The sequence below is a fragment of the Halomonas sp. BLK-85 genome (assembly GCF_044792155.1).
Taxonomy (GTDB): Bacteria; Pseudomonadota; Gammaproteobacteria; order Pseudomonadales; family Halomonadaceae; genus Vreelandella.
In genome coordinates this window covers 2,708,028-2,720,241 of record NZ_CP087731.1, presented here as the reverse complement: position 1 = coordinate 2,720,241, position 12,214 = coordinate 2,708,028, and the positions used below count along the sequence as shown (strand labels likewise).

Annotated in this window: 14 protein-coding genes; 1 reads left to right on the top strand and 13 read right to left on the bottom strand. The window is 58.1% G+C overall.

Going from position 1 to position 12,214, the window contains the following annotated elements:
* Positions 1-30: 30 nt before the first annotated feature.
* On the bottom strand, positions 31-1,005 hold the full coding sequence (hemB, locus tag LL947_RS12315; RefSeq protein WP_499834424.1) for a porphobilinogen synthase: 975 nt from the start codon (positions 1,003-1,005) through the stop codon (positions 31-33).
* Between the two features lie 203 nt (positions 1,006-1,208).
* Here hemB and elbB point away from each other — a divergent pair, with 203 nt between their 5' ends.
* Positions 1,209-1,868, top strand: coding sequence for an isoprenoid biosynthesis glyoxalase ElbB (elbB, locus tag LL947_RS12310; protein WP_499833372.1), 660 nt, complete (start codon positions 1,209-1,211; stop codon positions 1,866-1,868).
* A gap of 52 nt (positions 1,869-1,920) precedes the next feature.
* On the opposite strand, the gene tatC is transcribed toward elbB, so the two are convergent.
* The 12 genes from tatC to argS all read right to left on the bottom strand — a co-directional run bounded on the left by tatC (position 1,921) and on the right by argS (position 12,145).
* A complete protein-coding gene (gene tatC, locus LL947_RS12305; protein ID WP_499833371.1) occupies positions 1,921-2,706 on the bottom strand; it encodes a twin-arginine translocase subunit TatC in 786 nt (261 codons plus the stop codon).
* Complete coding sequence (gene tatB, locus LL947_RS12300; RefSeq protein WP_290821754.1) at positions 2,703-3,197, bottom strand: Sec-independent protein translocase protein TatB; 495 nt, start codon at positions 3,195-3,197, stop codon at positions 2,703-2,705. The genes tatC and tatB overlap by 4 nt, the downstream gene beginning before the upstream one ends.
* A 3-nt stretch (positions 3,198-3,200) precedes the next feature.
* On the bottom strand, positions 3,201-3,467 hold the full coding sequence (gene tatA, locus LL947_RS12295; RefSeq protein WP_290821752.1) for a Sec-independent protein translocase subunit TatA: 267 nt from the start codon (positions 3,465-3,467) through the stop codon (positions 3,201-3,203).
* 55 nt (positions 3,468-3,522) lie between these two features.
* Positions 3,523-3,888: a phosphoribosyl-ATP diphosphatase gene (locus LL947_RS12290; RefSeq protein WP_290821750.1), complete on the bottom strand. Its 366-nt coding sequence runs from the start codon at positions 3,886-3,888 to the stop codon at positions 3,523-3,525.
* A 52-nt stretch (positions 3,889-3,940) separates the two neighbouring features.
* Positions 3,941-5,563, bottom strand: coding sequence for a ubiquinone biosynthesis regulatory protein kinase UbiB (gene ubiB, locus LL947_RS12285; RefSeq protein ID WP_404414266.1), 1,623 nt, complete (start codon positions 5,561-5,563; stop codon positions 3,941-3,943).
* Complete coding sequence (locus LL947_RS12280; protein ID WP_290821746.1) at positions 5,560-6,213, bottom strand: ubiquinone biosynthesis accessory factor UbiJ; 654 nt, start codon at positions 6,211-6,213, stop codon at positions 5,560-5,562. The genes ubiB and LL947_RS12280 overlap by 4 nt, the downstream gene beginning before the upstream one ends.
* A 34-nt stretch (positions 6,214-6,247) precedes the next feature.
* Positions 6,248-7,003 (bottom strand): bifunctional demethylmenaquinone methyltransferase/2-methoxy-6-polyprenyl-1,4-benzoquinol methylase UbiE, encoded by a 756-nt coding sequence (gene ubiE / locus LL947_RS12275; protein ID WP_499833370.1) that lies wholly within the window; start codon positions 7,001-7,003, stop codon positions 6,248-6,250.
* Positions 7,004-7,135: 132 nt separating this feature from the next.
* Positions 7,136-7,519 (bottom strand): gamma-butyrobetaine hydroxylase family protein, encoded by a 384-nt coding sequence (locus LL947_RS12270; protein WP_404414262.1) that lies wholly within the window; start codon positions 7,517-7,519, stop codon positions 7,136-7,138.
* Between the two features lie 139 nt (positions 7,520-7,658).
* Positions 7,659-8,981: an ATP-dependent protease ATPase subunit HslU gene (gene hslU / locus LL947_RS12265; RefSeq protein WP_290821740.1), complete on the bottom strand. Its 1,323-nt coding sequence runs from the start codon at positions 8,979-8,981 to the stop codon at positions 7,659-7,661.
* A 3-nt stretch (positions 8,982-8,984) separates the two neighbouring features.
* On the bottom strand, positions 8,985-9,503 hold the full coding sequence (hslV, locus tag LL947_RS12260) for an ATP-dependent protease subunit HslV (RefSeq protein WP_290821738.1): 519 nt from the start codon (positions 9,501-9,503) through the stop codon (positions 8,985-8,987).
* Positions 9,504-9,655: 152 nt separating this feature from the next.
* Positions 9,656-10,456, bottom strand: coding sequence for an SPOR domain-containing protein (locus LL947_RS12255; RefSeq protein ID WP_499833369.1), 801 nt, complete (start codon positions 10,454-10,456; stop codon positions 9,656-9,658).
* Positions 10,457-10,459: 3 nt separating this feature from the next.
* Positions 10,460-12,145 (bottom strand): arginine--tRNA ligase, encoded by a 1,686-nt coding sequence (gene argS, locus LL947_RS12250; RefSeq protein ID WP_404414258.1) that lies wholly within the window; start codon positions 12,143-12,145, stop codon positions 10,460-10,462.
* Positions 12,146-12,214: the final 69 nt, after the last annotated feature.

Below are 12,214 nucleotides of genomic sequence, written 5' to 3'. Positions count from 1 at the left end.
GAGCAGGGCAAAATGGACAGCCGTTCAAGTTCAGCCATTGGCCTTCAGAAGCCGTGCAGCGTCGAGTGCAAAGTAGCTGAGAATGCCATCGGCACCGGCGCGCTTGAAGCACATCAGGGACTCGAGAATAACGCTGTCGGCATCCAGCCAGCCGTTATCAAAGGCGGCACGATGCATGGCGTACTCGCCGCTGACCTGATAGGCAAAGGTGGGCACCTGAAGCTCATGCTTTACGCGCCGAACCACGTCCAGATAGGGCATGCCCGGCTTGACCATGACCATATCGGCACCTTCAGCAATGTCCATAGCCACTTCGTGGAGCGCTTCGTCACTGTTGGTCGGGTCCATCTGGTAGGTGCGCTTGTCGGCCTTGCCCAGGTTGCCGGCTGAGCCGACGGCATCCCGGAAGGGGCCATAGTAGTGGGAGGCATACTTGGCGCTGTAGGCCATGATGCGGACGTTATGCAGGTGTTCCTGCTCGAGTACCTGGCGTATCGACCCAATGCGGCCATCCATCATATCCGAGGGAGCGACCACGTCCGCACCGGCTTCCGCATGAGAAAGCGCCTGCTTTAGCAGGGTGTCGACCGTGCGGTCATTGATCACATAGCCCTGCTCATCAATGATACCGTCCTGGCCATGGCTGGTGTAGGGGTCGAGCGCAACATCAGTGATAATGCCAAGCTCGGGGAGGGCTGCCTTGAGCGCTCGCACGCTGCGCTGCACGAGCCCCGCCGAGTTGTAGGCTTCCTCGGCAAGTTCGGTTTTCTGCTCCGGTCCGATCACTGGAAAAAGCGCCAGGGCCGGAATGCCGAGCGTATAAGCCTCCCGAGCCTGCTCGATCAGCAGATCCAGAGACAGGCGTTCAACGCCGGGCATGGACGGAATGGCCTGACGCTGATTTTCACCCTCCAGTACAAACACCGGCAGGATAAGGTCAGCGGCAGAAAGGCTGTTTTCCTGCATCAAGCGGCGTGAAAAAGCGTCACGACGCATGCGGCGCATGCGTGTGGCAGGAAAATGACGCTGGGTGTTGGTCGTCAATGCTGTTCTCCTTGCGTCTCTGGGAAGCGGGGTGAGTACGGTCAATCAGTATCTGTTCAGAGTATATCAATCCAGTGATAGGGCGAAAGCTGGCTTGTGACTGTCACATAAACTGCCTAAAGTAGACGGCTATTAACAAAACGCTATAAAAGAGGTCACTTCTCATGACAAAACAGGTCGCAGTCATTCTGGCCGGGTGCGGTGTATACGACGGCTCTGAAATCTATGAAACCACCTTGACGCTGTTGCGCCTCGATCAGCTGGGCATCGGCTATCATTGTTTTGCTCCGGACCTGAATCAGCATCAGGTGATCAATCACGTCACCCAGCAAGCCTCTCAAGGCGAAACGCGCAACGTGCTGGAAGAGTCGGCCCGGCTGGCGCGAGGGGATATCAGCCCGTTAAGCGAGCTGGATGCCGGACACTTTGATGGTGTTATTGTACCCGGTGGCTTCGGCGTCGCACAGAACCTCTGCGATTTTGCGCTTGAAGGGGAAAGCATGCAGGTACTGGCGCCCCTCAAGGACGTGCTTGATGCCTTCCGCGAAGATGGTAAGCCAATCGGGCTGATCTGTATTGCACCGGTCATGGTACCGCGCCTGCTGGGGGAAGGGATTGCCGTCACTGTTGGCCATGACCCGGGGGTTGCCGGTGCCATCAGTGCCATGGGGGGCCTGCACCGTAGCTGCAGCGTTGAAGAGATTGTCGTCGACTTCGAAAACCGCGTGGTCACCACTCCAGCCTATATGCTGGCGACACGTATCAGTGAAGCCGCTACCGGGGTTTTCAAGCTGGTCGAGCGCATTGATGAAATGATGGGCTGATGACGGGTCCTGTATCCGGGTTTTCAGGCGCGGATACAGGACGCTGAAAACGTTAACTGTTCTCGCCGAGCTCGTCATCTGCATCCTGGGCGGGCTTGCGGCGCACCAGTCGTCCAAACAGCAGGCCAACCTCATAAAGCAGATACATGGGAACGGCCAGCAGGCTCTGCGAAACAACATCGGGGGGTGTCAGCAGCATGCCGACCACGAAGCAACCGAGAATCACGTAGGGGCGTTTTCTGGAAAGGCTTTCAACGCTGGTGGCGCCACTATAGATCAGCAGGAAGGTGGCAATCGGAATTTCAAACGCTACTCCGAAAGCAAAGAACAGCTTCAACACAAAATTCAGATACTGGTTGATGTCGGTCATGATCTGAATGTCTTCTGGCCCTGTCTGGGTGAAGAAGGCAAACAGTAACGGAAACACCACATAATAGGCAAAGGCGGCGCCAGCATAGAAAAGCCCCACGCTTGACACCAGCAGCGGAATGGCCAGCGCCTTTTCATTATCATAAAGCCCGGGTGCGACAAACGACCATGCCTGATGAAGAATGAAGGGCACGGCGGCAAATACCGCCACGACCAGGGTCAGTTTGAAGGGCGCCAGAAAAGGGGAGGCCACTTCGGTGGCAATCATCTGTGACCCTTCGGGTAGCAGCGCCATGAGCGGTTGGGCCATAAAGGTATAGATATCATTGGCAAAAGCGTACAGCCCAAGAAAGATCACCAGCACCACGACCACGGCACGCATCAAGCGTGAGCGAAGTTCGATCAGGTGTTCAATCAAGGGGGCTTGTGCCTGTTTGGCTTGTTGATCCTGAGAGTCACCGCTGCTCATCGGGGATTGCTATCCTGTTGAGTCGACGTCGTATGGGACGACGTCCTGGAAGAGGACGGGGACGCCTGTGAAGAAGACGCCTCGGCCGTTGATGCATCCTGGGGGCCTGAATCCGCAGTTGAAGTGCTGGTTTCCCGCACGGTGTCCAGGGCATCGTCAATACGTGCCGATGCATCCGCCAGACGCTGATCCTTGTCGGGTGAAGCCTTGTCACTGTCGGACGCGCTGGGAGCCTCAGCGATATTCTCAACGTCCTGCTTGGCTTTCCTGAGGCTGTCGTCGAGCTTTTTCTGCTGTTCATTAAGTTTCTGGCGCAGTTCTTCAGATTCAAGCTGAGCGCTGATTTCACGCTGCATGCCGGATACCGAGCGCTTTATCTTGCCGACCCAAAGCCCGGCGGTACGCGCAGCCCGGGGCAGGCGCTCAGGGCCAAGTACCAACAACCCAACCACGGCGATGATCAAGAGCTCAAGAAAACCGATATCCAGCATGGTTTATTTGCGCTCTTCGCTGTGTTCAGTGGGCTTTTCCTGCGCCTGAACGTCATAGGTATTGCCGTTTTCTTCATGCCCGACCTTGGCCTGTGGTTCGTCAGCATCTTTTGAACCATCGGCTTTTTCTTCATCATGCATGGCTTTCTTGAAGCCTTTCACCGCGCCCCCCAGGTCGGTGCCGACATTACGCAGCTTCTTGGTGCCGAAAATCAGGATGATAATCCCCAGAACAATCAGCAACTGCCAAATACTGATGCCACCTAACATATGCGAGTCCTCATGTGTGCTCGGCAAATCAACCGGAAAATAGATGTTATAACAATCAGGCCTTGTTGCGAGAGGCCTTTTCGTCGTGGCCCGAGACGCCAAAGCGCTGTGCCAGTTCATTAATCACAGCCTGGTGATCCAGGCCCAGGTGAGAAAGCATGACAAGGCTATGAAACCACAAATCTGCCGTTTCGGCGATAAGCGCCTGTTGTTTGGATGGCTCGCCACTTTCTGCATCCTTGGCAGCAAGCAGGGTCTCCGTCGCTTCTTCGCCCACTTTCTCAAGTATCTTGTTCAATCCCTTGTAATGCAAGGAAGCCACATAGGAGTCGTCCGGAGCTGCGTGGCGACGCTGTCTGAGTACCTCGAAAAGGGCATCGAGGACGGTATCGTCAACGGCCGGTAATGGCGTCTTGGTCATAATGTGTCCTTGTGATTTGACACTGAAAAGAGAGGCAAGCTCCCTGGCGAGTCTAGTGCCACACCAATAGCAAAAGCCCGATGGCCGCTGCTACCAGAACCGGCCAGTCCTGTACGCTGGCCCACTGGCTGAGAGGTTGCCAGGTCAGGGCAATGGCAAGCAGGATCAGACCGAGCTTGAGACGGTAATGGCGTTTATTTTGCTGGGACAGCGTCTTCTGGATCATCGTGATGGCATTGGCCTGATGGTGGCGCTGGCGCTGTTCTTTCTCCATCCGGCTAAGAGTCTTGTGCGCCAGCACTGGCAGCTCAGGCAGCTGGTGAGCCAGCTCGGGTGCCTGGCGCTTGAGCGAGTCCCATACGCCACGAGGGCCAGAGCGCTCCTTCATCCAGCTTTCCAGAAACGGCCTGGCGGTGTTCCACAGATCAAGGTCCGGATAAAGCTGACGCCCGAGCCCTTCAATATTGAGCAGGGTTTTCTGTAGCAGCACCAGCTGGGGCTGCACTTCCATATTGAACCGCCGGGCCGTCTGAAACAGCCCCAGCAACACCTGTCCGAACGAGATGTCCTTTAACGGCTTTTCCAGAATGGGCTCGCATACAGTCCGGATGGCAGCGGCAAATTCGTTGGCACGCGTATCTTCGCTCACCCAGCCGGACTCGATATGCAGCGCTGCAACTTCGTAATAATCCTGACGGAAGAAAGCCAGCAGGTTGCGCGCCAGATAATCCTGATCTTCCCGGGTCAGGCTGCCGACAATGCCGCAATCGATCGCGATATATTGCGGGTTTTCCGGGTCATCGCAATCAACAAAGATATTCCCCGGGTGCATGTCGGCATGGAAAAAGTTGTCGCGAAAAACCTGGGTAAAAAAGATCTCAACGCCACGTTCTGCAAGTTTTTTCAGGTTGGTACCCCGGGCGCGCAAGGTATCGGTATTGGCCACAGGGACACCCCGAATACGTTCCTGAACCATCACATGGCGCCGGGTATAGGTCCAGTAAATAGCCGGCACGAACAGCAGCGGTGAATCCTTGAAGTTACGTTTCAGTTGAGAGGTGCTGGCGGCCTCCTTGTAGAGATCAAGCTCATCAAACAAGGTGGCTTCATAGTCGCGGATTACCTCCACCGGCCGCAGGCGGCGAGCTTCGGGAACAATGCTCACCAATCTGGCCAACTGATACATCAGGGCCATGTCCTGCCCCATGATCCTGTCGATGCCCGGGCGGATAATCTTGACCACCACTTCTTCACCGCTGTGCAACTCGGCAACATGCACCTGAGCAATCGATGCCGATGCCAGAGGCGTGCGGCTGAAGCTGGCAAAGGCAGCGCTCAGCGACATGCCCAGTTCTTGCTCTACCCGGGCAACAGCCGCGTCACCCGGAAACGGCGGCACCTGATCCTGAAGGCGCTGTAGCTCATCAGCAATATCGGCTGGCAACAGGTCGCGGCGTGTTGAGAGCATCTGACCAAACTTGACAAAGATGGGGCCAAGCGCTTCAAGCGCGAGCCGGAGCCGTTCGCTGCGCGGGCGCTCGCCCAGAGGGAACAGCCTGAGGGGTGAAATGCTCATCAACAGGCGCATCCACCAGGGCAGGCGCGCCACCGGGATCAGGGTATCAAGGCGGTAGCGGGCAATCACCCAACCAATGCGCAGCAGGCGCAGGCTCATGAGCCGGAATCTCCTTGTGATAAGCGCTGGGTCAGACGTCGGTGGAGGCGGTTCAGTCGTGCTTCCAGCCTGTCGGTGGATATTTCCAGCTCGCTGAGGTGATCTCGCAATACATCACGCTGTTGGCGACCGGGAAGCAGTTTGGCTTCCTCGAACACGTATTCGGAAACGTCCGCCATCAGCTCGTTGCTGGCGCGAAGCCCCCAGCGGCCGGCACGGCGCAAACCTTCGGCAAGCGAGTGCGCTGGAATATCGCCAAGCCAGTTGGCCAGCTCGCCTTCCCAGTCAATATCCAGGTCAGTGAAAAGCGCCTGAGTGGCTTCCAGCAGCTGAATGCGCCCGCGCACCGACAGCCTGCCTTCAAACATCAAGCGCTCGACAGAGCTGCCGCTGACCCATTCCGACAGGGTTTCGGGCGACAGTTCAACCACGGCATCAGCGCTGGTCTCGTCGATATCTTCCCCGCGGAGCAGGTCAACGCCAGACGGATGAAAGGCCATCAACAGGGCCAGCCTGGGTTGCTCAAAGCGAATTAGCAGGCGGCTGCCCGCCATGGCATCCAGACGCTGCGGAGAGGCAGGGTCGCGAGCCAGCAAGGTGTTGAGCATACGTTCGCAGCCTGCCAGCAGCAGGGCGGGGGTTACCAGCATGCCAACCTCATTGTGTGTTTGATAATGGCCTGCTTCATAGTTTGATGCCACGGTGTAGGGCGACAATGCCACCGGTCAGGTTGGTGTACTCGACACGATCCAGGCCTGCGGCTTCCATCATCGCCTTGAGGGTATCCTGATCAGGGTGCATACGGATGGATTCTGCCAGATAGCGATAACTTTCAGCATCCCCTGCGACTATCTGGCCCATACGCGGCAGTAGCCGAAAAGAGTATTCGTCATAAGCTTTTGATAATAAAGGGTTTTCAGGCTTGGAGAACTCCAGTATCAACAAACGTCCGCCGGGTTTGAGCACCCGCTGCATGGAGCGCAGGGCGGCATCCTGGTCGGTGACGTTGCGCAGGCCAAAGGCGATGGTGATGCAGTCGAAGCTGTTATCCGGGAAGGGCAGACATTCGGCATTGGCCTGAACGTATTCAACATTACTGCCGACACCATTATCCATCAGCTTGTCGCGCCCGACGCCCAGCATGGAAGCGTTGATATCGGCCAATACCACCCTGCCGCGGGGCCCGACCATGCGTGAGAACTTGAGTGTCAGGTCGCCCGTGCCACCGGCAATGTCAAGCACCTGATGGCCAGGGCGAACGCCAGAGCGCTCGATGGTGAGGCGTTTCCAGAGACGATGAATGCCCATCGACATAAGATCATTCATGACATCGTAGCGGGCAGCCACGGAATGAAAGACGTCAGCGACGCGGGAAGCTTTTTCATCAACGGGTACTTCTTCGTAACCGAAGTGAGTCGTATGTTTTTCTGTGGGGCTCATGGAGGGGCGGCTCCCGAATTCGAGACGGTGAAGGCCTGCCTGACGGTGTGTCAATGCACGGCTGCAACCGTCGTTAAAAAGTTGCCGCTATTGTAGCCTTGTCAGGCCAGGCTTGTCTGCGCCTGGTGTCGGTTATACCTGTTTGATTTCAATCCCCAGGGGTTCGCGGGATGCGCCCGCTTCTTCCATACGTTGCAGATAGTCGCGCCAGTAAGCCTCCTGATGAGTGCCCAGCTCGTATAAATAGTTCCAGGTGAACAGGCCGCTGTCGTGGCCATCGTCAAAATGCAGCTTGAGTGCATAATTGCCCGCCTGGGTAATGTTCTGGAGACCGACAAATTTCTTGCCTACCTGCAGGACTGCGGTGTCTCCGCCATGGCCGCGCACTTCCGCGGAGGGCGAGTAAACGCGCAGCAGTTCGATGGGTAACAGAAAGGTATCGCCGCTGGCATAGCCAAGCTCAAGCTCACGGGCCTTGCGGTGATAGTGAACGCGGGTAGGAATGGGAGCGTCCATGGGATGCCTCATGAAGATGTGGATGTCAGCGTAATCGCTACCATACGCAGACACGCAATAACCGTGCAAGATTTTCCTGCAAATGCAACGCCAGCCTGTCCGTCAAGCGCGGACAAGCTGGCAATAATCCATCACGTTGTTAGAGGATATAGCGGGAAAGATCCTCATCGACCGCCAGCTCACCCAGCTGGGCGTTAACGTACTCAGCGTCAATGACCAGCGGCCCGTCAAGATCGCCGCCCTTGAAAGAGGCTTCTTCAAGCAGGCGTTCCATGACAGTGTGCAAACGGCGTGCGCCGATATTTTCGGTACCTTCGTTAACCTGCCAGGAAATCTCCGCTATCCGCTCGATGCCGTCCGGGGTGAACTCGACATCCAGGCCATCCGTGGCCAGCAGTGCCTGATACTGACGGGTCAGCGAGGCGGATGGCTCGGTCAGGATGCGCTTGAAGTCGCCAGGGGTCAGGGCATCCAGCTCGACGCGGATCGGCAGGCGACCCTGCAACTCAGGAATCAGGTCCGAGGGACGCGACAGATGGAAAGCACCGGAAGCGATGAACAGGATGTGGTCAGTTTTGACCATGCCATACTTGGTGGACACCGTGGAGCCCTCGATCAGCGGTAGCAGATCGCGCTGGACGCCCTCGCGGGAGACCTCGCCGCCGCTGGACTGGCCACTGCCCTTGGCCACCTTGTCGATTTCGTCCAGGAAGACGATGCCGTGCTGTTCCACCGCTTCAACCGCTCGGGCCTTGATATCTTCTTCATTGACCAGTTTGCCTGCTTCCTCATCACGCAACAGGCCAAAAGCGTCCTTGACGGCAATCCGGCGGGTTTCGCGTTTCTGTTGCCCCATGTTGGAAAACAGACTCTGCAGCTGATTGGTCATTTCTTCCATGCCCGGCGGGGTCATGATATCGACGCTGGCACCCTGTTGGGAAAGCTCGATATCGATTTCCTTGTCGTCAAGCTCACCTTCGCGCAGCTTCTTGCGGAACGACTGGCGTGTCGCATTCTCTTCGCGGGGCTTGTCTTCCTGACCACGCGGCGGGGGGAGCAGCGCATCCAGAATGCGGTCTTCGGCGGCGTCCTCGGCCCGGTGGCTGACCTCTGCCTTGGCGTCTTCGCGCACCATCTTGAGGGCGGCTTCCATCAGATCACGAATGATGGATTCCACATCACGCCCGACATAGCCCACCTCGGTGAACTTGGTCGCTTCCACCTTGATGAAAGGGGCCTTGGCCAGCTTCGCCAGGCGACGGGCGATCTCGGTCTTGCCGACGCCCGTCGGGCCTATCATCAGGATATTCTTGGGGGTGACTTCACTGCGCAGGTCGGTGTCCAGCTGCATGCGGCGCCAACGGTTACGCAGGGCAATCGCCACGGCTCGCTTGGCATCTTTCTGGCCGATAATGTACTGGTCCAGGGCGTGAACAATCTCACGGGGAGTCATCTGTGTCATGGTTTATAGCTCTTCCATGGTGACGTGGTGATTGGTGAATACGCAGATGTCACCGGCGATTTCCAGGGACTTCTCGGTGATTTCACGCGCGGAAAGGTCAGTATTTTCCAGCAGTGACCGGGCGCTGGCCAGCGCGTAATTACCACCTGAACCGATGGCAATAATGCCGCGCTCGGGCTCCACCACATCGCCGTTACCCGTAATGATCAGGGAGGCGCTGTGGTCAGCCACCGCCAACAAGGCCTCCAGACGGCGCAGGGCGCGGTCTGTGCGCCAGTCCTTGGCCAGCTCTACGGCGGCCTTGGTCAGATGGCCCTGGTATTTCTCCAGCTGCGCTTCAAAACGCTCGAACAGCGTAAAGGCATCGGCCGTGCCCCCGGCGAAACCGGCCAGCACCTTGCCGCGATACAGGCGGCGTACCTTGCTGGCGTTGCCTTTCATCACGGTATTGCCCAGAGAGACCTGGCCATCGCCGGCGAGTGCGACCTGGTCGCCGCGACGCACAGAAACAATCGTAGTCATGGAGTGAGCTCCTTGTGGGAGGCGTGCTCCCGATGACGATACGGCTACCATGCAGCAGCCGGTGAAAAAGGATGTTCACAACAGAATGCGGGCGGCTGATGAAAAATCAACCGCCCGCAGGGCCAGTGTTGCTGTAAACAGGTGAATGGCGCTCAATTCTGCAGCTGAATCAGCAGCGGCTCGATCCCCTGTGTGCCCATCAGGTCCTGGGCACGATTAAGCTCGCGCGTGTCATCGTAAGGGCCAACCTGAACGCGATGCCAGGTATCGCCATTGGCCTGGACCTCGCTGATATGCGCCAGCAGGCTAAGGTTACGCAGCCGGTCGCGCATCTCACCGGCATCACTTTCGGAGCGGAACGACGCTGCCTGAAGCATGAAGCGCTTTTGCTCCTCCTGAGGAGCGGCGTCAGGCGAAGGAGACGTTTCTGCGCTGTCTGACGTCTCTGTATTGGCGGCGATCAGCTCGGCGATGGGGTCATCGTTGCTGACCGGCGTTGATTCTTCAATGGGGGCCTCCGGGGCAACGACCTGTTCGTCAGCCGTCAGCTGACTGGCGGTGCTGTCCGAAGCGGTGTCAGTCTCTTCGGTTGGCGTCGGGTCGGGCTGGGTAACGCGAGAGGGAACCGCGCCATCGGAAGCAATGATCTCGGTTTCCGGCAGCAGGGTATAGAATTCAAAGGTCGGTGTGGACGTCGCCTCACCGTCTTGTCCCTCCTCCGCTGACGCGTCATCGGGCTGTTCCTTGGAAATAACGGTTGCCTGGGGGGCGTCGCTGGCATCCTGCCAGGGGGCAGTGCCATGTTGCTGCTGCGCCAGGAAAAACCCCGCGACAAGGCCACCAAGCCCCCACAGCCAGCCAGGCAGGCGGCCGTTGGGAGAGGTTTTTTTCGTCGTCCTGCTGCGTTGCGTGGTAGCACCGCGACGGGAAGGGGGTTTACGTGGGCTGGGCATTGCTTACATCTCCTCTGGCGCACGGACACCCATCAGGTCGAGGCCGTTGCGCAACACCTGGCGGGTTGCCAGACCCAATGCCAGGCGCGTATTGCGCAGGGTGTCATCGTCTACCATGACTTTGACGGCGTTGTAACAGGTGTGAAAATCACCCGCCAGATCAAGCAGGTATTGCGCGATCTGTTGGGGCTCACGGTTTCTGGCGGCCACCTCGACAACCTCAGGGAAGCGTGCCAGGCGGTTGAAGACGGCCTTTTCCTGATCGCTGTCGAGCAAGGCAAGGTTGGCCAACGCCAGGTCATGATCAAAGGGCTGCTGGGCGGCCTCGGTCTTGCGCAACATGCTGCATACGCGCGCATGGGCGTACTGCACATAGTAAACCGGATTTTCGTTCGACTGAGAACGGGCAAGATCAATATCAAATGTTAATTGGGAGTCGGCGCGGCGCGCAGCGAGGAAAAACCGCGTGGCATCACGACCGACTTCGTCAATCAGGTCACGCAGGGTGACATAGCTGCCGGCGCGCTTGGAGAGTTTCACCTCAACGCCAGAGCGGGTCACCATGACCATCTGGTGTAGCACATAATCCGGCCAGCCTTTGGGGATGCCCGCTTCCAACGCCTGCAGGCCTGCCCGCACCCGGGTCACGGTGGAGTGGTGGTCAGCGCCCTGCTCATTGACGACCGTCTTGAAGCCACGCTGCCACTTGTCGAGATGGTAGGCGACGTCCGGCAGGAAGTAGGTATATCCCCCCTCCCGCTTGCGCATGACGCGGTCCTTGTCATCGCCAAACGCGGTGGTGCGCAGCCAGGTGGCGCCGTCTTCCTCATAGGTATGGCCATTGTCGGTGAGCCTCGCGACCGTGGCATCCACCTTGCCATCCTCATACAAGGAGGACTCCAGGAAGTAGACGTCGAATTCAACGCCAAAGGCCTTCAGGTCGAGGTCCTGCTCGCGGCGTAGCCAGGCCACGGCAAAGGTCTGAATGGCGTCAAGGTCGTCCGGATCGGCCTTGGCAGTGACTTCACGGTCATCGGCGCTGACGGTTTTGCCGGCCAGATAATCCTGCGCCACATCAATAATATAATCACCGCGGTATCCGTCTTCCGGCCAGCTGCTGTGGTCAGGTGAAAGCCCCTTGACCCTGGCTTGTACTGAGCGCGCGAGGTTGGTGATCTGGGCGCCGGCATCGTTGTAATAGAACTCACGGGTGACGTCATAGCCGGTGGCTTCCAGCAGACGGCACAGGCAGTCGCCAATCGCAGCACCACGGCCGTGGCCGACGTGCAGGGGCCCGGTCGGGTTGGCAGACACAAACTCCACCTGCACTTTCTGGCCCTGGCCAAGCATGCTGCGGCCGAAGGTATCGCCGCAGTCAAGCACCTGGGCGACGACCTGGGCCGCAGCATCGGTGGCCGCAAAAAAGTTGATAAAACCGGGGCCGGCAATATCGGTTTTCTGCACAGCGTCGCTGGCGGGCAGAGCATTGACCACCGCCGCGGCCAGTTCGCGAGGCTTCATGCCCGCCGGTTTGGCCAGCATCAGGGCGAGGTTGGTGGCATAATCGCCATGGGCCTTGTCTTTGGTGGGGTCAACCTTGATGGTTGGCTGAACGTCCTGGGGGAGCACGCCCTCTTGCTTGAGTGCCGCTACGGCGCCTTCAAGCAGGGTAATCAATGTGTCTTTCATAAGTGAGTATCCGGTAACGTCGGTGGCGGCGTGCGCGTGCGCATCATAAACGCACGTATTATCGACGAT

Coding starts and splice junctions, on each gene's coding strand:
- hemB (WP_499834424.1), bottom strand. CDS start 1,005: ATGCGCCGCATGCGTCGTGACGCTTTTTCACGCCGCTTGATGCAGGAA.
- elbB (WP_499833372.1), top strand. CDS start 1,209: ATGACAAAACAGGTCGCAGTCATTCTGGCCGGGTGCGGTGTATACGAC.
- tatC (WP_499833371.1), bottom strand. CDS start 2,706: ATGAGCAGCGGTGACTCTCAGGATCAACAAGCCAAACAGGCACAAGCC.
- tatB (WP_290821754.1), bottom strand. CDS start 3,197: ATGCTGGATATCGGTTTTCTTGAGCTCTTGATCATCGCCGTGGTTGGG.
- tatA (WP_290821752.1), bottom strand. CDS start 3,467: ATGTTAGGTGGCATCAGTATTTGGCAGTTGCTGATTGTTCTGGGGATT.
- LL947_RS12290 (WP_290821750.1), bottom strand. CDS start 3,888: ATGACCAAGACGCCATTACCGGCCGTTGACGATACCGTCCTCGATGCC.
- ubiB (WP_404414266.1), bottom strand. CDS start 5,563: ATGAGCCTGCGCCTGCTGCGCATTGGTTGGGTGATTGCCCGCTACCGC.
- LL947_RS12280 (WP_290821746.1), bottom strand. CDS start 6,213: ATGCTGGTAACCCCCGCCCTGCTGCTGGCAGGCTGCGAACGTATGCTC.
- ubiE (WP_499833370.1), bottom strand. CDS start 7,003: ATGAGCCCCACAGAAAAACATACGACTCACTTCGGTTACGAAGAAGTA.
- LL947_RS12270 (WP_404414262.1), bottom strand. CDS start 7,519: ATGGACGCTCCCATTCCTACCCGCGTTCACTATCACCGCAAGGCCCGT.
- hslU (WP_290821740.1), bottom strand. CDS start 8,981: ATGACACAGATGACTCCCCGTGAGATTGTTCACGCCCTGGACCAGTAC.
- hslV (WP_290821738.1), bottom strand. CDS start 9,503: ATGACTACGATTGTTTCTGTGCGTCGCGGCGACCAGGTCGCACTCGCC.
- LL947_RS12255 (WP_499833369.1), bottom strand. CDS start 10,456: ATGCCCAGCCCACGTAAACCCCCTTCCCGTCGCGGTGCTACCACGCAA.
- argS (WP_404414258.1), bottom strand. CDS start 12,145: ATGAAAGACACATTGATTACCCTGCTTGAAGGCGCCGTAGCGGCACTC.